Source organism: Mesorhizobium erdmanii, assembly GCF_013170725.1.
GTDB classification, from domain to species: Bacteria; Pseudomonadota; Alphaproteobacteria; order Rhizobiales; family Rhizobiaceae; genus Mesorhizobium; species Mesorhizobium erdmanii.
The window spans coordinates 5,358,511-5,376,221 of record NZ_CP033361.1; the positions used below are offsets into that span (position 1 = coordinate 5,358,511).

18 protein-coding genes are annotated in these 17,711 nt (G+C 63.6%); 15 read left to right on the plus strand and 3 right to left on the minus strand.

The features are described from left to right. Window positions 1-124 precede the first annotated feature (124 nt). Together EB233_RS26075 and EB233_RS26080 are read left to right on the plus strand one after the other, a co-directional pair. Window positions 125-424, plus strand: a complete 300-nt coding sequence (locus EB233_RS26075) for a TFIIB-type zinc ribbon-containing protein (RefSeq protein ID WP_064987932.1) — start codon at window positions 125-127, stop codon at window positions 422-424. Between the two features lie 71 nt (window positions 425-495). Further along, entirely contained in the window at window positions 496-1,476 is a 981-nt protein-coding gene (locus tag EB233_RS26080) for a Tim44 domain-containing protein (RefSeq protein ID WP_064987931.1), read from the plus strand. 27 nt (window positions 1,477-1,503) lie between these two features. Here the strand turns inward: EB233_RS26080 and EB233_RS26085 are convergent, their stop codons facing one another. Continuing rightward, window positions 1,504-2,601, minus strand: coding sequence for a lactonase family protein (locus tag EB233_RS26085; protein WP_064987930.1), 1,098 nt, complete (start codon window positions 2,599-2,601; stop codon window positions 1,504-1,506). Window positions 2,602-2,801: 200 nt separating this feature from the next. Between EB233_RS26085 and EB233_RS26090 the strand changes: the two genes are divergently transcribed. The 8 genes from EB233_RS26090 (at window position 2,802) to EB233_RS26125 (ending at window position 10,367) form a co-directional block, all read left to right on the plus strand. Then, entirely contained in the window at window positions 2,802-3,353 is a 552-nt protein-coding gene (locus tag EB233_RS26090; RefSeq protein ID WP_064987929.1) for a MaoC family dehydratase, read from the plus strand. Window position 3,354: 1 nt separating this feature from the next. Then, the gene (locus tag EB233_RS26095) at window positions 3,355-4,515 is read left to right on the plus strand and encodes a CaiB/BaiF CoA transferase family protein (protein WP_064987928.1); all 1,161 of its coding nucleotides are present in this window, start codon (window positions 3,355-3,357) and stop codon (window positions 4,513-4,515) included. Between the two features lie 14 nt (window positions 4,516-4,529). Then, window positions 4,530-5,675: an ABC transporter substrate-binding protein gene (locus tag EB233_RS26100; RefSeq protein ID WP_064988750.1), complete on the plus strand. Its 1,146-nt coding sequence runs from the start codon at window positions 4,530-4,532 to the stop codon at window positions 5,673-5,675. A 25-nt stretch (window positions 5,676-5,700) separates the two neighbouring features. Further along, window positions 5,701-6,888: an ABC transporter substrate-binding protein gene (locus EB233_RS26105; RefSeq protein WP_064988749.1), complete on the plus strand. Its 1,188-nt coding sequence runs from the start codon at window positions 5,701-5,703 to the stop codon at window positions 6,886-6,888. Window positions 6,889-6,970: 82 nt separating this feature from the next. Then, the gene (locus EB233_RS26110; RefSeq protein ID WP_064987927.1) at window positions 6,971-7,708 is read left to right on the plus strand and encodes an ATP-binding cassette domain-containing protein; all 738 of its coding nucleotides are present in this window, start codon (window positions 6,971-6,973) and stop codon (window positions 7,706-7,708) included. Next, complete coding sequence (locus tag EB233_RS26115; RefSeq protein WP_064987926.1) at window positions 7,701-8,450, plus strand: ATP-binding cassette domain-containing protein; 750 nt, start codon at window positions 7,701-7,703, stop codon at window positions 8,448-8,450. Before EB233_RS26110 ends, EB233_RS26115 begins: the two co-directional genes overlap by 8 nt. Beyond that, a complete protein-coding gene (locus tag EB233_RS26120) occupies window positions 8,447-9,397 on the plus strand; it encodes an ABC transporter permease (RefSeq protein WP_064987925.1) in 951 nt (316 codons plus the stop codon). Before EB233_RS26115 ends, EB233_RS26120 begins: the two co-directional genes overlap by 4 nt. A gap of 1 nt (window position 9,398) precedes the next feature. Continuing rightward, a complete protein-coding gene (locus EB233_RS26125; protein ID WP_064987924.1) occupies window positions 9,399-10,367 on the plus strand; it encodes an ABC transporter permease in 969 nt (322 codons plus the stop codon). A gap of 21 nt (window positions 10,368-10,388) precedes the next feature. Here the strand turns inward: EB233_RS26125 and EB233_RS26130 are convergent, their stop codons facing one another. Together EB233_RS26130 and EB233_RS26135 are read right to left on the minus strand one after the other, a co-directional pair. Next, window positions 10,389-11,228 (minus strand): amidohydrolase family protein, encoded by an 840-nt coding sequence (locus tag EB233_RS26130; protein ID WP_064987923.1) that lies wholly within the window; start codon window positions 11,226-11,228, stop codon window positions 10,389-10,391. A 66-nt stretch (window positions 11,229-11,294) separates the two neighbouring features. Next, window positions 11,295-12,080: an IclR family transcriptional regulator gene (locus EB233_RS26135; protein WP_027055941.1), complete on the minus strand. Its 786-nt coding sequence runs from the start codon at window positions 12,078-12,080 to the stop codon at window positions 11,295-11,297. A gap of 169 nt (window positions 12,081-12,249) precedes the next feature. Here EB233_RS26135 and EB233_RS26140 point away from each other — a divergent pair, with 169 nt between their 5' ends. From EB233_RS26140 to EB233_RS26160, 5 genes are all read left to right on the plus strand, one after another. Next, a complete protein-coding gene (locus EB233_RS26140; protein ID WP_064987922.1) occupies window positions 12,250-13,569 on the plus strand; it encodes an ABC transporter substrate-binding protein in 1,320 nt (439 codons plus the stop codon). Window positions 13,570-13,721: 152 nt separating this feature from the next. After that, window positions 13,722-14,618: a carbohydrate ABC transporter permease gene (locus tag EB233_RS26145; RefSeq protein WP_064987921.1), complete on the plus strand. Its 897-nt coding sequence runs from the start codon at window positions 13,722-13,724 to the stop codon at window positions 14,616-14,618. Continuing rightward, entirely contained in the window at window positions 14,618-15,484 is an 867-nt protein-coding gene (locus tag EB233_RS26150; protein ID WP_027055944.1) for a carbohydrate ABC transporter permease, read from the plus strand. Before EB233_RS26145 ends, EB233_RS26150 begins: the two co-directional genes overlap by 1 nt. 4 nt (window positions 15,485-15,488) lie before the next feature. Then, the gene (locus tag EB233_RS26155; protein WP_064987920.1) at window positions 15,489-16,586 is read left to right on the plus strand and encodes an ABC transporter ATP-binding protein; all 1,098 of its coding nucleotides are present in this window, start codon (window positions 15,489-15,491) and stop codon (window positions 16,584-16,586) included. Window positions 16,587-16,591: 5 nt separating this feature from the next. After that, window positions 16,592-17,704, plus strand: a complete 1,113-nt coding sequence (locus tag EB233_RS26160) for a mandelate racemase/muconate lactonizing enzyme family protein (RefSeq protein ID WP_064987919.1) — start codon at window positions 16,592-16,594, stop codon at window positions 17,702-17,704. Window positions 17,705-17,711 lie beyond the last annotated feature (7 nt).

Genomic DNA, 17,711 nt, shown 5'->3' on the forward strand with positions numbered 1-17,711 from the left:
TTGTGGGGTGCGGGCCGGGCCCCTCTGACGATCGCTTCTGGTGATTGTGATGTCGGACCGCTTTAACGGGCCCGTTCCTTCCTTTTCGGTCAAGCGGGCTCATACCTTCGGTTTGGAGCCCCGTATGACAACTTCCCTGCTTGGCCTGGTTTGCCCCTCCTGCCGCGTCGCGCTCGTGATGAGCGAACGGCAAGGTATCGAGATCGATTATTGTCCGCAGTGCCGCGGCGTCTGGCTCGATCGAGGCGAACTCGACAAGATCATCGAGCGATCGGCCAAGGAAGCGCCGCCCGCCCCGCAGGCGCAACCGGCGGCATACTCCCAGCCGCACCATGGCCAAGGCCGCGATGACGATTATCCGCGCTCTCAAGGCCACCGCTATCCGAAGCGCAAGAAATCATTCTTCGAAGAACTGTTCGATTGACCGCATGACGCGGGCAAGCCCGCCGGCATCTGCCGAAATTTCCAAAGCCACATCGACAAAGGTCCATACCGATGCTTTCCCGCACCAGCCGATTTGCCACTCTTTTCGCAGGCCTGTTCCTTGCCTTCTCAATGGTCGCGATCGATCATGCCGAGGCACGGCGCGGCGGCAGTTTCGGCAGTCGCGGCACGCGCACCTTCCAATCGGCGCCACCGACCAGGACCGCTCCGGCGCCGACCGCTCCGGTCGAACGTTCGATGACGCCCAACACCGGTGTGAACTCCGCCGCCCGGCAGCCGCAGGCCGGCCCGCAAAGGCCCGGCTTCATGAGCGGCTTCGGCGGAACAATGATGCGCGGCCTGCTGCTCGGCGGCCTGATCGGCCTACTCGTCGGCCAAGGTTTTGGCGGCCTGGCCGGCATGTTCGGTTTCCTGCTGCAGGCCCTGCTCATCGGCGGCGCGATCATGCTGGCCATCCGCTTCTTCCGGTCGCAATCGGCGCGTGGCCCTGCACTCGCCGGTGCCGGCAATGCCCCGGCATCGAGCTTTGAAAACCGTGCAACGGGACAGCCGCAGGCTGCGGGTCCCTTCACCATTCCGGGCTTTGGCGGCGGTTCGGGCGGAGGCTCGCCGGCCGCCGGTTCCGAAGAGATCACGTTGGCTCAATCCGACCTTGACGCCTTCCAGCAGTTGTTAACCGATGTCCAGGAAGCATTCGGACGCGAAGACCACGCTGCGCTGCGTCGGGCAGTCACGCCCGAGATGGTGTCCTATCTCTCGGAGGAGCTGGCCGACAACGCCCAGAGAGGTCTCAGGAACGAGGTCTCCGACATCGCCTTGCTGCAGGCCGATATCGCCGAAAGCTGGCGCGAGGACGACCGCGACTACGCCACTGCCGCCTTGCGTTACGAATCTCGCGACGTGACGCGCGAACGGGCCAGCGGCAAGGTCGTCGACGGCGACGAGGATCACCCGACGGAGACCACCGAACTGTGGACCTTCACGCGTCAGAACGGCTCCAACTGGAAGCTCTCGGCAATCCAGCAGGCCTGAGTCCGGCCGTTCCGACCCACGAGCGCTTCAGCGCACGATCCTGACGCACATCGGCGTGCCGATCTCGATGGCGCGTCCGGTGTCGGTCAGCATGCCGGTCCCGGCATCGCGAGCGAAGATCGAGATGCGGTCGGCATTCTGGTTGGCGGAGAACAGGTGGCCGCCTGACGGCGTCAGCGCCAGATTGCGCGGCGTAGCGCCGCCGCAGGGGACATAACCGACAAGGCCGAGCGTACCGGTCTGCTGGTCGACGGCCATGATGACGACGCTGTCATGGCCACGGTTGGAGCCGTAGATGAAGCGGCCATCCGGCGAGATCTGGATATCGGCGCAATGATTGCTGTCGCGCGCCTCGGCCGGAACCGCCGGCTTGGCGTCGATGACCGAGAGTTTTCCCGTGGCCTCGTCCAGCACCATCGAAACCACGGTCGAATCCAGCTCGTTCATCACAAAGACGAAGCGTCCGTTCGGATGCAGTGCGAGATGGCGCGGACCGGCGCCTGACGGCAAAGCGGAATCGGCAAGCTTGGTCAGATTTCCATCCTGCTCGATCCGGTATGACACCAGGCGGTCAGTGCCGAGATCGGCGACGATGGCCGCTCCACCGGCAATGGTTTCGGTGACGCTGTGCGCATGCGAGCGTTCCTGCCGCGCCGCATTCGGGCCGGTGCCCTTGTGCGACACGCTGGCCAGCGGTGGCGATAGTGCGCCATCCCTGTCGAAGCCATACACGGCCACGGCGCGATCCGGACCGCCCTCGCCCATGCCGTAATTGGCGACCAGCAGTTTCGTGCCGTCGCGGGTGATGGTGTTGTGCGCGGTGATGCTGCCGAGTGATGGCTGCTTGTTCAGATAGGTGAGCGTGCCTGAGCCACGATCGAAGCGGTAGGCGGAGATGGTGCCCTCGCGCCAGGCAAATACTTCCGAATTGGCATAGATCCGCGAGCCGTCCGGCGTCACCGTCAGGAAGGTCGGATTGTCGACGTCGTTGGTCTCGGCCAGTTTCCGGATTTCCAGAGTTGCCTCGTCGAAGCTGTAGACGCCGAGGCCGACACCGCGCGCGCCCTGAAAGTAGGGCGCTTCCCGGTTCAGGCTGCCGACAAACACCAGACATGCACCGCTCATGATTTCCTCCCCTGCCCGCCGGCACTTTGGCACCGTGGGAACAACCAAAATTTCGCCTGTCCTCGCTTGCAACGCAACCCCATATGTGAAAATACTATTTACAAAAGAAGATTGACAGGAGGTGACGTCTTGCTTTCGTACGCCTCGACGCGCGTTGAGATGGCTGCGCTGTGCCTCCTCCAGGACCGGCGGAGCCAGCCATGAACGACTTCGCGCCCACTGTCGGCGTTGCCTCGACGCACCCCAAGAACATGCCCGAAGATCATGCCGCGCTGCCGGTGTGGAACGCCGAGAACTGGTTCTACGAGGACTGGCCGGTCGGCCAGAAAATCCGCTCGTTGCGGCGCACGATGGCCGAAGGCGACAGCCATCTGTTCAACACGCTGGTGCTCGACATCCACCCCTATGTGCAGGACCAGATGTTTGCCGAAAGCGAGGGCATTTTCGGCAAGCGGCTGATCGCCGGCGCTTTCGTCTTCTCGGCCGGGCTGGGGCTGGTCGCCACCAACTGCGTCAACGCCTTTTCCTACGGCTACGACAAGCTTCGTTTCATAAAGCCTGTCTTCATTGGTGACACGATCTATTCGATCCGCTCCAACCTCGACAAGAAGCCGCGTTACAAGGAGATGGGGCTGATCCGCGCCAGCTACGAGGTGTTCAAGGGCGAAGGCGAGCTCGTTTTGTATTGCGAACATCTGCAGACGGTGAAGTACCGCAACCCGGCCGATTTCGCCGGCAAGACGGAGAAATAGAATGCCGGCTCAGGCCGAATTGCCGCTTGCCGGCCTCGTCGTCGTCGACATGAGCCAGTTCCTGTCCGGGCCGTACTGCTCGCTCCGGCTGCTCGATCTCGGTGCCCGCGTCATCAAGATCGAGCGTCCGGACGGCGGCGACCTGTCGCGCCGGCTCTATCTCAGCGACACCGAGATCGGCGGCGATTCCACCATTTTCCATGCCATCAACCGGGCCAAGGAGAGTCTTGCCATCGACCTCAAGAACGAGGCCGATCTCGAGGCGTTGCGCGGCCTGCTGGCCAAGGCCGATGTGCTGATCCAGAATTTTCGGCCAGGTGTCATCGAACGGCTCGGCCTCGACTATGAGGCCGTGCGCAAGATCAACCCGCGGCTCGTCTATGCCTCGATCAGCGGCTATGGCGAGGAAGGTCCCTGGGTCAAGCGGCCCGGCCAGGACCTGTTGGCGCAGTCGCGCTCGGGCGTGATGTGGCTGAATGGCGACGAGGATCAGGGACCGGTACCGTTCGGCCTCGCCATCGGCGACATGCTGGCGGGCGCTGCCTGCGCGCAAGGCATTCTGGCCGCCCTGGTGCGGCGCGGCATCACCGGCCAGGCCAGCCATATCGAAACCAGCCTGCTGGAAGCGCTTGTCGACTTCCAGTTCGAGGTGCTGACGACGCATCTCAATGATGGCCGCCGCTTGCCCAAGCGTTCCAATTTCCGCAGCGCGCATGCCTATCTCTCGGCGCCTTACGGCGTCTATCCGGCCAAGGACGGCTACCTGGCCATCGCCATGACGCCGATCCCGAAACTCGCCGATCTGCTGTCACTCAACGAGTTGGCGCCCTATCGCGACAAACCGGCATCGTGGTTCACCGCGCGCGACGACATCAAGGCGATCATCGCGCAGCGGATCGCGACGAAGACGATCGACGAATGGCTGGCCATTCTGGAACCAGCCGACATCTGGTGCGCCAAGGTGCTGACCTGGCCGGAAATGCTGGCGAGCGAAGGTTTCCAGTCGCTCGACATGCTGCAGACGGTGACGCGCGAGGACGATGTCTCAATCCTCACCACCAGTTCGCCTCTCAGGGTCGATGGCATCAGGGCCAAGGTCGATCGGGCGGCACCGCGCATCGGCGAGCACAGCGATGCGATCCGCGCGGAGTTCGGCCTGTGACCACGCTCAAGGGTATGACCTGGAGCCATCCGCGCGGCTACGATCCGATGGTCGCGTGCTCGGCTCTGTGGGAGCAAAAGACCGGCGTTGCCATCGAATGGGACAAGCGCTCACTGCAGGATTTCGAATCCTTTCCGGTCGAGGAGCTGGCGCGCGCCTATGATCTGATCGTCATTGACCATCCCCATGTCGGCCAGATCACCGCGGAACGCTGTCTTGCGCCGCTGGATGTTGCCCGCCGCGAAGCGGAGCGCACGGCGCTCGCCTCGGGCAGTGTCGGCCAATCCTATCCGAGCTACGCTTGGCAAGGGCGGCAATGGGCGTTTCCTATCGATGCGGCGGCCCAGGTCCAGGCTTGGCGGCCAGATGCGCTCGATGCGCCGCCGGCGCACTGGAGCGAGGTGCTCGATCTCGCCCGGCAAGGCCGCGTGCTCTTGCCGTTGCGGCCGCCGCACGTGCTGATGGTGTTCTACACGCTTGCCGGCAATCTCGGTCATCCGTGCGCCACCGATCCGTCCACCGACCTGATCGATGTCCAGGCCGGCAGCGAAGTCTTCGAGGCGATGCGCGAGATTGCCGCGCTGGTCGAACCGGGCTGCTTCGGGATGGATCCGATCGCCGTTTCGGAACGCATGGCGCTGGCCGGTTCGCGGATCGTGTGCGCACCGTTGATCTACGGTTACGTCTCATACGCGATTGCCGGGTTCCGCGCGAACCGGCTGGCCTTCACCGACATCCCGGTCATTGGGTCCAGCGGCCCGATCGGCTCGGCGCTCGGCGGTACCGGCATCGCCGTCTCGGCTTTTTCCAGGGCCAGGGATGCCGCGATCGACTTTGCCTACTGGGTCGCCAGCGGCGACGTCCAGCGCGGTCCCTATGCCGCCGCCGGCGGACAGCCGGGTCACGCGGCGGGCTGGGAGGACCAGACCGTCAATGCCGCGACTGGCAACTTCTACAGGAACACCCGCGCGACGCTGGAGGGCGCATGGGTGCGGCCACGCCATGATGGCTACATGGCGTTCCAGCAGGCAGCGTCCGACCGTATCCTTTCAGGCATGACCTCAGGGCACCAAGCCGGTCAGGTCGTTGCCGATCTCAATCGCCTGTTCCGGGAGAGTTCTCCCGTGCGGGTGTCCGGCGCTGCCGGTGGAGGAGCCTGAACCAAACCGAACGGAGGAGAACAAGATGACAAGAATGTTAGGCGGCATGCTCGCCGCAACCGCACTCGCCTCGCTTGCGACGACCGCCTTTGCTGAGGACGTGCAAGGCGTTATCGGCGGGCTGCCAACAGAGCTCAAGGCGCAGTATGACGGCGCGCCGCAGAAGGTGCTGCCCTCGGCCTGGGACAATTTCACGCCGCCGCCGAAGCCATGGAAGTGGTGCCACTCGGAATCCTACCAGGGCAATCCGTGGCGGGTCACCGTGACCAAGGAGTTGAAGCGCCTGGTCGACGGGCTGATCGCCGACGGCACGGTGTCGAGTTTCGAGGTGTCCGATTCCAACAACGATGCCAGCCAGCAGATCAACCAGATCCGCGCCTTCATCGACAAGAAGTGCTCGATCATCACCTCGATCCCGGGCTCGGCGACAGCACTCGATGACGCGATCGATGCCGCCGCCAAGGCCGGCATCCCGTTCATTACCGCCGCCGGCTCCGTGACCAGCCCGAACGCGGTCAACGTCGATTCCAACTATGCGCGCTGGGGCTATGACATGATGACGGCGATCGGCAAGGCTCAGCCCGACGGCGCCAGTATCCTGCTCGTCGAAGGCATTGCCGGCCACCCGATCGTGGTGCAGGAGCGCCAGGGCGCGGACAAGGCGTTGGCCGAAAATCCGAAGCTGAAGATTTCGCGCAACGTCAACGGCAACTGGACCGCCAACGTCACCAAGACGGTGGTGCTGCAAGCGATCGCCACCAATCCGGCGCCGATCGATGCGGTGTGGACGACCGGCAGCGAAAGCCGCGTCGTCGCCGAGGCTTTCGCCGAAGCCGGCCGGCCGGCGCCGCTGATCACCGGCTCGATCACCGGCGATGCGCTGGGCTACTGGAAGGCCAATCCCGACAAATACCGCTTCGAAGGCCATGCGGTGCTGCCGCACTGGACGGCCGAGACGCTGTTTCGCGTCGGCGAACGCATGCTCGACGGCCAGAAGCCTAAGCTGAATACGCTGCTGATCCCGATCCCGCCGGTGCACAGCGCCGATCTCGGCCAATGGTACAAGGACTGCATGACGACCGATGCCGTCTCGATCTTCCCGATCCCACCCAAGGATCCGATGCCGGAGGAGTGGCTCGACGCCTATTTCTCCAATCCGGCGCCGACCAAGGGCTGGGACTATTCGAAGGTGCCAGATGCCTGTGCAAAGTAACCCCTGCGCGAAGTGATCCCCGCCACAGCCTCAGCAAGCTGGCTTCTCGCACGAAGCCGGCTTGCCAGCCCTGAAACATGGCATGCTTGAAATCAAAACCATATCCAAACGCTATGGCGAGACGGTCGCGCTCGCGGATGCCTCGATCGCGTTCCGGGCGGGGACCATCCATACCATTCTGGGCGAAAACGGTTCGGGCAAGAGCACGATGGTCAAGCTGTTGTCCGGCATCGTCCAGCCAGACAGCGGCGCGATCCTGCTGCAAGGCAAGCCCTTCTCAGGCGCCAGCCCCTCGGCCTTCCAGGAGCAAGGCTTTGCCACTGTGTTCCAGGAGGTGCTGATCGCGCCGGACCGCAGCGTGACCGATAACATCCTGCTCGGCCTCGACGGGCTGGTCCGACGCATCGTTCCCCGCAACGAGCGTCGTGACAGGGCTGCGGCCGCCTTGAAGCGCTTCGCCGTCACCGACGTCCCCCTCGACATGCCCGCTGGCCTGCTGCCGCTTGCCGCGCAGCAACTGGTCGTTCTCGCCCGCGCGATCGTGCGCAACCCAAAAATCCTGATCCTCGACGAGGTCACTGCGGCGCTCGACTTCGCCGACCGCGAATCCGTCTTTTCGCTGATGCGCTCGCTGGCCTGCGAAGGCTGCCTGATCCTGTTCATCACCCACCGCATGGACGAGGTAATGTCGCTGTCGGATCGCATCTCGATCCTGCGCGGCGGCAGCGTGGTGCGGACCGAAGAGCGCGGCACGTCCACGCCGGCCGAATTGCTCAGGGCGATGGCGCCACGGACGGCGGCGGAGCTGGCGCATGGCTGATCACACGGCTCCTGGCCTCGCCGTCCGCGATCTGGTCATCGCGCCTTCCGCAAGCGCAATAACGCAAGGAATCGCTCCCGGTGAGATCGTCGGACTTGCCGGTCTCGATGGCCATGGCCAGGAACTGTTCCTCAAGATGCTCGCAGGCCTGGAGCAGCCGCTTGGCGGCTCGATCGAACTCGGCGTGTCCGGCACATTTCGTAAGATCACCGGGTTCCGCAAAGCCGTCGCCAGCGGCATCGCCTACCTGCCGCGCGACAGACGCGCCAACGGCATTTTTCCCACGCAATCGGTGCTCGACAATTTTGCCGTTTCGACCTTGTCGCGTGACGCGCGTCTCGGCCTGATCAGTCCAGCGGCGCGCAAGGCGCGCTACGACATCTACCGTGAGAAACTGTCGATCGTGGCGCCCCGGCCCGATGCGCCGATCACCACACTGTCGGGCGGCAACCAGCAGAAGGTGCTTTTGGCCCGGGCGTTGGCGCTCGACCCCGCCATCCTGCTCCTCAACGACCCGACGCGCGGCGTCGACGTGGCGACGCGGCATGTTCTCTACGACGTCTTTCGCGGGCTGGCTGCCGATGGCATGGGGCTGGTCATCCTGTCCAGCGAGATCGAGGAGATTCTTCTGCTGTGCCAGCGCGTGCTGGTGTTTCGCGAAAACGAGGTCGCGGCGGAAATCTCCGGTGAGGCGATGACCACCGAGAGCGTTATCTCCGCCATGTTCGGACGCGCGGCATGAGCCCTCTCGCACGCCTCTTGTCGCTTGGACGCAGCGTCGGTTTCGCTGTCGTGCTGCTGGCCGTCCTGCTTGCGGTCAATCTCATCCTCAGTCCGGCGCGGTTCCAGCCGGGATCATGGGGTGCGCTGGTCGGACTGGCCGCGCCGCTGATCGGTGCGGCTATCGCCTCGACACCCGTGATCCTGGCCGGGCGTGGCGGCATCGACATCTCGGTCGGGCCGCTGATGGGTTTCGTCAATGCCGTTGTGATCCAGATACTTTTCCTCAAGGCCGGCATCTCCTCGCCGCTGCTGCTTGTCCCGGCGGCGCTGCTCATCGGTGCGCTGGTCGGCGCGGCGAACGGGTTCCTGGCGACAATCGTTCGCATCCAGCCGATCGTCGCCACGCTCGGCACCTATCTGATCCTCACCGGCGTCACGCTGACGATCCTGCCGGCGCCGATCGGCCCGGCGCCGGCCTGGCTCAAAACCCTGTCCGGCCCGCTGTCGATGCTGCCACTGGCCTTGATGTTCATTGCCTGGTGGCTGGTGCGCCGCACGCCCTACCACGACCAGTTGATGGCGGTCGGCAGCGACGATCGCGCCGCCTACACCGCCGGCGTCGATGTCACGCGCGTGCGCTTCATTGCCTATGTCATATCAGGCATCCTTGGCGGATGCGCCGGGCTGATGCTGACGGCACTGATCGGTTCGGCCGATCCCAATATCGGGCCGACCTACACGTTGATCGCCATCGCCGCCGTCGCCCTGGGAGGCGTCAGCCTGGCCGGAGGTCGCGGCGGCGTCGCCGGCGCCGCGATCGGCGCGATCGACATCTTCCTGCTTCAGAGCGTGCTGACGACATTCAACGTCTCGACCTTCGTGCTGCAGATAGCCTATGGCGCCATACTGGTTCTGGCGGTGATGCTGACCGCGCTGCAGGAACGTCTTGCCATGAGGGGGCGCTGACATGGCCGGCCGAAACCTGTTCGCGACAACCAATGCCCGCGTCGTCGGTGCCTTCTGCGTCGCGGCCCTTCTGCATCTCGCCGGCACAATGCTCATTCCAGGCTATTCCTCGCCCTTTGCGGTGCGCGCCATGCTGGTGCTGGCCTCGCTGCTTGCCGTTGCCTCGATCGGGCAGACGCTGGTCGTCATCATGGGCGGCATCGACCTCTCGATCCCCTTCGTCATCGGCTTTGCCAATGTCGTGGCCGCGCAGCTCTATGGCGATGGCTGGAATTTTGTCCTGGTCTGCGGCCTCGTTGGCGTGCTGGCAATTCTCATCGGCGGCCTGAACGGACTGATCGCACGCAGCCTCGACATCCAGCCGCTCATCGTCACGCTCGGCATCGGCATGGTTGTGCAGGGGCTTGTACTGCTGTGGACAGCCGGCTTCCCGTCTGGCTCGGCGCCGCAAGCGGTTTCCAGCTTCGTGTCGATCGGCGGATCGGCGGGACCGCTGCCGGTGCCATGGCTGGTGCCTAGCCTGGTCGTGGTGGCGGCACTTGTCGTGCTGGTGCTGGAGCGGACGCCTTATGGCCGCCGGCTCTATGCGCTGGGCAGCAATCCGGGCGCGGCACCGCTGGCGCTGATCGACCCGGTTCGCATGTGGGTCATCACCTATGCGGCAAGCGCTTTCTTTGCCGCCGTCGCGGGCGTGCTGCTGCTCGGCTTCACCGGCTCGGCCTATGGCGATGTTGGCCAACCCTATCTGTTCCAGACCATCGCGGCGGTCGTCGTCGGCGGTGCCGCACTGGTCGGCGGACGCGGCAGCTATCTCGGCACCATCGCCGGTGTGCTGGTGCTGACCGAAATCAACACGCTGCTCATCGGCCTCGGTTTCCAGCCGTCGGCGGTGCAGGCGGCACTGGGCCTCATCATCGTCCTGCTGGTGTCGCTTTACGGCCGTGAACGACACGTCTCGACAACGATTTGACTAGACGTCGAGCGGGTTCAGTCAGTCGAGACGCCACAGCTTGCGGGCATTGCCCGACAGCAAGCTGTCGCGCTCCGAGACACTGCAGCCGGAAAGCAACGCATGGGTCGCCGCCACCCAGGTCGAGAGGCCACCGCCGAGCGTGCAGACCGGCCAGTCGCTGCCCCAGACGACGCGGTCCCAGCCGAACGCAGCGATGGTGTGTTCGACGTAAGGCCGCAGCGTCTCGACGGTCCAACTGCCAGGATCGGCATAGGCGACGACGCCCGATATCTTGGCCATGACGTTCGCACGCCGCGCGATCTCTCTCATGTGCTCGCGCCAGGGATGCTCGCCATTTCCCTTGATGTCGGGGACACCGCAATGGTCGAGCACGAACCGCACGTCGGGGGCAAGATCGGCAAGAGCGATCGCCTTGGGGATCTGGTGCGGCAGCACGACGAGATCGAAGGTCAGGCCGGTGCCGCCAAGCCGCTTGATGTTGTCGCGAAACATCGCGCCTTCCGAGAGGTCGTCCGGAACGACATGGAGGACGCGGCGGAAACCCTTGACGAAAGGATTTGCCCGCTGACGTTCGAGATAGGCGGCAAAGCCGGCCTCCTCCGGCCGGCAGGATGCGATCACCCCAGCCAGCATGCTGCCGGCTTGCCGCGACAGGCCTTCGACGCGCGCTGTCTCCGCCTCGATGTCGGCCGGATCGACGTCAACCTCCATATGCAGCACGCGCCCGACGCCAACGCGCTGTGCCTCCGTGGCATATTCCTCAAAGGAAAAATCGCGGTTGAGCGCCGGCACCCCGGCAAGCCAGGGGTAGCGCAGGGCCGAGCGGTCGATGAGATGCAGATGGGTGTCGATGATCACAGTGAGGCTCCTCCCTCCAGCGTTTTCATATCATCTCACGGGGGAATTCTTCATTCAAATAAGAATTTATGCGGATGAGCCAACAGTCGAACCCGCCAGATGCGACAGCTTCTCGCAGGTTGCCAGCAAGAGCTCGATGGTCCGAGTAATGTCAGGCGCGGAAGGCGTGTTGATCACGCTGATGTAGGGGATCGACAAAGCCGCGATCGCCTTGCCGTCGGAGCCGCGCACCGGGGCGGAGAGATTGTAGACCCCGGCGGTCTGCATAGAGGCCATCATCTCGTAGCCACGGTCACGGATCTGGTCGAGACGGGTGAAGAACTCGGGCGACTGCGCTGTCTTGTCGGTGCTGCGGACATGCTCGGAAATCATCATTTGCCGTTCTTCCGGTGAGCGGAAGGCGAGCAGGACGTGGCCGGACCCGGTGTCGAACAGACTGATGTGGGAGCCGACGCGGATCGAGATTCCCCAGTAGTTCGGCGCCTCCTGCTGGCCAATCACCACGGCGGAACCGCGATCAAAAACAACGAGTTGGTTGGCCTGCTGCGAGGTCTCGGCCAGCTCGCGCATCAGCGGTGTGGCGTAAGAGACCAGCCTGCGCACCGGAGCGTGCAATTGCGCCAGGCCGAACAGTTTCAGGGTCAGCGAATAGCGGTCGCCGTCCAGCCTCGTGACATAGCCGCGCCGCACCAGCCGGTCGAGCATGCGGTAGAATTCGTTCGGGCTGCGGTCGAGTTTCTTGGCGATTTCGGCCTGGGTCAGGCCGCCGTCGACGCCCGCCAGCAGTTCGAGGATGTCGAGCCCCTTGTCGAGCGCCGGCGCGCGGTAACGCTCGTCTTCGCTGTCATCCATGGCGCCATCTCTCCAGTGAATTCGATTCTTCATATACGCAAGATCGCGACCGGCGGAAACAAATTTCGCCTTGACGTATGTATGAATGTTTTGTTTGTATATGAATGTAGCATTTCTTGTCACGCGGACAAGTTGCGGTCGCCGCGAGGCGCACCCAGGGAGGAAACCAATGAACAGACTGCTTTCCGGCGTCTCCGCCGGCGCACTGATGCTTGCATTCGGTGCAGGCACGGCCCTTGCCGGCGACCTGCCCGGCAAATTCGAAGGCGTTACCGTCGACGTGAAGCTGATCGGCGGCCAGCAATACGAAAAGCTCTACGAGCGCATCCCCGAATGGGAGAAGGCGACCGGCGCCAAGGTCAACATCCTGACCAAGAAGAACGGCTTCGACATCGACAAGGAGCTCAAATCCGACATCGCCTCGGGCAGCACCAATTGGTGCGTCGGCTGGAACCATTCGTCCTTCGCTCCGCAATATACCGGCCTCTACACCGACCTCGGCAAATTGCTGCCCAAGGAAGAGATCGACGCGTTCGTGCCGTCGACAATCAAGGCGGCAACGATCGACGGCAAGCTCGAGATGCTGCCGCGCGCGCAATTCGACGTCTCGGCGCTCTACTACCAGAAGAGCCTCTACGAGAACGCCGACAACAAGGCCAAGTTCAAGGCGAAATACGGCTATGACCTGGTGCCGCCGGACAGCTGGAAGGAAGTCACCGACCAGGCCGAGTTCTTCGCCAACCCGCCCAATTTCTACGGCACGCAGTTCGCCGGCAAGGAAGAGGCCATCAACGGCCGTTTCTACGAGATGGTGGTCGCCGAAGGTGGCGAGTATCTCGACAAGGACGGCAAGCCGGTCTTCAACTCCGAGGCCGGCATCCGGGCGCTCGACTGGTTCGTCAACCTCTACAAGGCCAAGGCCGTGCCGGCCGGCACCACCAACTACCTCTGGGACGATCTCGGCCAGGGCTTTGCCTCGGGCACCGTCGCCATCAATCTCGACTGGCCGGGCTGGGCCGGTTTCTTCAACGATCCGAAGTCGTCGAAGGTCGCCGGCAATGTCGGCGTCAAGGTCGCGCCGAAGGGGTCTTCCGGCAAGCGTACCGGCTGGTCGGGTTTCCACGGTTTCTCGGTGACCGAGAACTGCGCGCACAAGGAGGCCGCCGCTTCGCTGGTCTGGTGGCTGACCAATGAGGACAGCCAGAAGCTCGAGGCCGCGGCCGGCCCGCTGCCGACCCGCACCGCTGTCTGGGACTGGGACCTGAAGCAGGCCGAGAACGATCCTTACAAGAAGGAGGTTCTGTCCGCCTTCCAGGAAGAAGCCAAGCACGCCTTCGCCGTGCCGCAGACGCCTGAATGGATCGAGATCTCGAACGCCGTCTATCCGGAACTGCAGGCGGCGATCCTCGGCGACAAGACCTCCAAGCAGGCATTGGATGAAGCCGCCGCCAAGGCGACGCAAATCCTCCAGGACGCCGGCAAGCTCTAGCAACCGTTCCCAAGGCTGCCTCCCCCATCGCCGATGGGGGAGGCGATCGCGCCTTGCCGGTACGGACTATCCCGTTCGTCCCGGCCTGGGTCTCGGCCAACAGGCGGCCCGGAATTGCCCGGAATTCAATGTCAAAACCTCACAGGATTCTGATGAAGGGCTTCAAGCCATCCGCGCCATTCCTGCTGCTGCTTCCGGCCATGATCGTGCTGGCGGCGGTCGTCGTGGTGCCATTGCTCTTGTCGCTCTATTCCAGCTTCACGCCTTTCCGCCTGACCAAGCCCGAAACCTTCTTCGTCTTTGTCGGCTTCCGGAACTATCTTTCGATCCTGTCCAACACCGATTTCTGGTGGGCGTTCGGCCGCACGGTGCTGCTGCTGACCATCGCGCTCAATCTCGAAATGCTGCTTGGCCTCGGCCTTGCCATGCTGGTCGAGAAGGCGACGCGCGGCCAGCGCATCCTTCGCACGCTGATGATGTTTCCGATGATGTTCTCGCCGATCCTCGTCGGTTTCCAGTTCAAGTTCATGTTCAACGACAATATCGGCCTGGTGAACAATGCCCTGCAATCGCTGGGGCTCACGCAAGACGCGATCCCATGGCTGATCGAGGGCCATCTCGCTTTCATCGCCATTTCGATCGCCGAGATATGGTCGGCGGCGGCGATCTTCGCCATCCTGATCCTGGCCGGCCTGCTCGCCATGCCGAAGGAGCCGATCGAGGCGGCGCGCGTCGATGGCTGTACGCCGTGGCAGACATTCCGCTATGTGACGTGGCCGTTCGTCATGCCCTTCGCCTACATCGCCATGACCATCCGATCGCTCGACGTCGCGCGCGCCTATGACATCGTCAAGATCATGACCGATGGCGGACCGGCCGGCCGCACCGAACTGTTGTGGACGCTGGTGGCGCGCACCGCCTATAGCGACGGGCGCATGGGCATGGCCAATGCCATGGCCTATTTCTCGATCCTGCTGTCGATCGCCTTCACCGTCTATTTCTTCAACAAGCTCGCCGCGGCGCGCACGCAGATCGGTGCGGAGTGGTGATGGACGAAAATTCTGCCGCCCGCCTGAAGCGCCGGCTCACCGGCATCGTCTATCGCATCGGCCTGTTCCTGGCGATGCTGACCATCTGCCTGCCCGGCTTGTGGATCGTGCTGTCGTCCTTGCGGCCGACCGTCGAGATCATGGCCAAGCCGCCGGTGTGGATACCCCAGGATATTTCCTTCGACGCCTACGTCGCCATGTTCTCAGGCATCGGCAAGGGTGGCATCCCCGTCATCGAGTATTTCCGCAACTCGCTGATCATCTCGGTCACCTCGACGGTGATCGCGGTCGCCATCGGCATGGCCGGCGGCTACGCATTCGCGCGCTATCGCTTTCGCGGCAAGTCGAGCGTGTTCCTCGGGCTGATGCTGACGCGCACGGTGCCGGGCATCGCGCTGTCGCTGCCGCTGTTCTTCCTTTATGTGCGGCTCGGCATCATCGACACGCATTTTGGGCTGATCCTTGCCTATGTCGCGCTCAACGTGCCGTTCACGATCTGGCTGATCGACGGCTTCTTCCGCCAGGTGCCGAAGGATCTCGCGGAAGCCGCGCAGATCGATGGCTGCACGCGCTGGCAGGCGTTCTGGCAGGTCGAGTTCCCACTTGCGGGACCTGGCATTGCTTCGGCCGCGATCTTCGCCTTCCTTACCTGCTGGAACGAGTTCGCGCTGGCCTCGCAGTTGACCCGTTCGGTGAGCGCCAAGACGCTGCCGGTTGGCCTGCTCGACTACACGGCCGAGTTCACCATCGACTGGCGTGGCATGTGCGCGCTGGCCGTGGTGATGATCATCCCGGCGCTTACCCTCACCTACATCGTCCAGAAACACCTTGTCGGCGGCCTGACCTCCGGCGCGGTGAAAGGCTGACCCCATGGCAACCGTTTCCCTCAAAAAGCTGACCAAACGCTACGGCAATGTCGGGATCGTGCATGGTATCGATCTCGATATCACCGACCGCGAATTCATCGCACTGGTCGGGCCGTCCGGCTGCGGCAAGTCGACGACGCTGCGCATGATCGCCGGGCTGGAAGAGATCAGCGCCGGCTCGATCGAAATCGGCGGCCGTGTCGTCAACGATCTGCCGCCGCGTTCGCGCAACATCTCGATGGTGTTCCAGTCCTACGCGCTCTATCCGCACATGACGGTGCGCGAGAATCTCGGCTTCTCCCTGAAGATCGCGGGCGCCGCCAAGGAAGACATGGACCGCCGCGTCGCCGAGGCCTCGGCCATCCTCGGTCTCGACACCCTGCTCGACCGCCGCCCCTCGCAACTCTCCGGCGGCCAGCGCCAGCGCGTCGCCATGGGGCGCGCCATCGTTCGCGATCCCGACGTGTTCCTGTTCGACGAACCGCTTTCCAATCTGGATGCGAAGTTACGAACGCAGATGCGCACCGAGATCAAGAAGCTGCACGCCAAGGTGCAGTCGACGGTGATCTACGTCACCCACGACCAGGTCGAGGCGATGACGCTGGCCGACCGCATCGTCATCATGCGCGACGGCCACATCGAACAGGTCGGCACACCCGACGAGGTGTTCCGGCGGCCAGCGACACGCTTCGTCGCCGGCTTCATCGGCTCGCCGCCGATGAACTTGCATGAGGCGACGATCGACAATGGCCAACTGGTTTTCGCCAGCGGCGAAAAGCTGCCGCTGCCTGGCCAGTTCAAGGTCAATGTCGCCACCGGCGACCAGGTCGTGTTCGGACTGCGGCCGGACGACATCTATCCGACGGGCCATGGTATCAGTTCCGGCGGCGCCGCCGACGTTCACCAGATCGAACTGCCGATCACCGTCACCGAACCGCTCGGCAACGAGACGCTGGTGTTCGTGGAATTCAACGGCGGCGATTGGGTCTCGCGCATGCTGAACCCGAAACCTCTGAAATCGGGCGAGCGCGTTGCCATGAGCCTCGACCTGTCGCAGGCGCACCTGTTTGCCATCGATACCGGAAAGACATTGCGGAGCTGACCGACATGGCTAGAATCGAGAAAGTCGAACTGCGGATGGTGGACCTTGTGCCCAAGGTCAAGCGTACCGACGCCATCCAGAGTTTCGTCAGCCAGGAAACGCCAATCGTCACGATCACCGATTCCGATGGCGCGGTCGGCACCGGTTACAGCTACACGATCGGCACTGGCGGTTCGTCGGTGATGCGGCTTTTGTCCGACCATCTGGCGCCACGCCTGATCGGCCGCGACCCCGACATGATCGAGGCGATCTGGCGTGATCTCGAATTCGCCACCCATGCTACCACGATCGGTGCGATCACTGCCATCGCGATCGCGGCAATCGACACGGCACTCTGGGATCTGAGGGCCAAGAAGCAGGGGCTTCCGCTGTGGAAACTTGCGGGCGGCGCCAAGGACCGCTGCCCGCTCTACACGACCGAAGGCGGCTGGCTGCACATAGAGACGGCCGCGCTGGTCGACGACGCACTGGCGGCCAAGGCCAAGGGATTTCGCGGCTCGAAGGTGAAGATCGGCAAGCCGCACGGATCGGAGGATCTTGCTCGTCTGTCGGCCGTGCGCAAGGCGGTCGGCGACGGTTACGAGATCATGACCGACGCCAATCAGGGGTTTTCGGTCGACGAGGCGATCCGGCGCGCAGCCAGGCTGCGCGAACTCGATCTTGCCTGGATCGAGGAGCCGCTGCCGGCCGACGACATTGACGGGCATGTGCGGTTGTCGAATTCGACACCGACGCCAATCGCCATCGGCGAGTCGCTCTATTCGATCCGGCATTTCCGTGAGTATATGCAGAAGGGCGCCTGCTCGATCGTGCAGGTCGATGTCGGCCGCATCGGCGGCATCACGCCATGGCTGAAGATCGCCCATGCGGCCGAAACCTTCGACATTCCGGTCTGTCCACATTTCCTGATGGAACTGCATGTCAGCCTGACTTGCGCTGTTCAGAACGGTCGCTATGTCGAGTACATTCCGCAACTCGATGAGTTGACCGGCAAGCATATGCGCATCGAGGATGGGCATGCGCTGGCGCCCGACGAACCGGGTATCGGCATCGACTGGGACTGGGACGCGGTGAAGAGCATGAGCATCGCCGAATTTACCACGGCGATCACGGCATAAAGGAGCT

What these genes read in the sequence shown, in the direction of transcription:
- EB233_RS26075 (WP_064987932.1), top strand. Translation starts at nt 125, where the DNA reads ATGACAACTTCCCTGCTTGGCCTGGTTTGCCCCTCCTGCCGCGTCGCG.
- EB233_RS26080 (WP_064987931.1), top strand. Translation starts at nt 496, where the DNA reads ATGCTTTCCCGCACCAGCCGATTTGCCACTCTTTTCGCAGGCCTGTTC.
- EB233_RS26085 (WP_064987930.1), bottom strand. Translation starts at nt 2,601, where the DNA reads ATGAGCGGTGCATGTCTGGTGTTTGTCGGCAGCCTGAACCGGGAAGCG.
- EB233_RS26090 (WP_064987929.1), top strand. Translation starts at nt 2,802, where the DNA reads ATGAACGACTTCGCGCCCACTGTCGGCGTTGCCTCGACGCACCCCAAG.
- EB233_RS26095 (WP_064987928.1), top strand. Translation starts at nt 3,355, where the DNA reads ATGCCGGCTCAGGCCGAATTGCCGCTTGCCGGCCTCGTCGTCGTCGAC.
- EB233_RS26100 (WP_064988750.1), top strand. Translation starts at nt 4,530, where the DNA reads ATGACCTGGAGCCATCCGCGCGGCTACGATCCGATGGTCGCGTGCTCG.
- EB233_RS26105 (WP_064988749.1), top strand. Translation starts at nt 5,701, where the DNA reads ATGACAAGAATGTTAGGCGGCATGCTCGCCGCAACCGCACTCGCCTCG.
- EB233_RS26110 (WP_064987927.1), top strand. Translation starts at nt 6,971, where the DNA reads ATGCTTGAAATCAAAACCATATCCAAACGCTATGGCGAGACGGTCGCG.
- EB233_RS26115 (WP_064987926.1), top strand. Translation starts at nt 7,701, where the DNA reads ATGGCTGATCACACGGCTCCTGGCCTCGCCGTCCGCGATCTGGTCATC.
- EB233_RS26120 (WP_064987925.1), top strand. Translation starts at nt 8,447, where the DNA reads ATGAGCCCTCTCGCACGCCTCTTGTCGCTTGGACGCAGCGTCGGTTTC.
- EB233_RS26125 (WP_064987924.1), top strand. Translation starts at nt 9,399, where the DNA reads ATGGCCGGCCGAAACCTGTTCGCGACAACCAATGCCCGCGTCGTCGGT.
- EB233_RS26135 (WP_027055941.1), bottom strand. Translation starts at nt 12,080, where the DNA reads ATGGATGACAGCGAAGACGAGCGTTACCGCGCGCCGGCGCTCGACAAG.
- EB233_RS26140 (WP_064987922.1), top strand. Translation starts at nt 12,250, where the DNA reads ATGAACAGACTGCTTTCCGGCGTCTCCGCCGGCGCACTGATGCTTGCA.
- EB233_RS26145 (WP_064987921.1), top strand. Translation starts at nt 13,722, where the DNA reads ATGAAGGGCTTCAAGCCATCCGCGCCATTCCTGCTGCTGCTTCCGGCC.
- EB233_RS26150 (WP_027055944.1), top strand. Translation starts at nt 14,618, where the DNA reads ATGGACGAAAATTCTGCCGCCCGCCTGAAGCGCCGGCTCACCGGCATC.
- EB233_RS26155 (WP_064987920.1), top strand. Translation starts at nt 15,489, where the DNA reads ATGGCAACCGTTTCCCTCAAAAAGCTGACCAAACGCTACGGCAATGTC.
- EB233_RS26160 (WP_064987919.1), top strand. Translation starts at nt 16,592, where the DNA reads ATGGCTAGAATCGAGAAAGTCGAACTGCGGATGGTGGACCTTGTGCCC.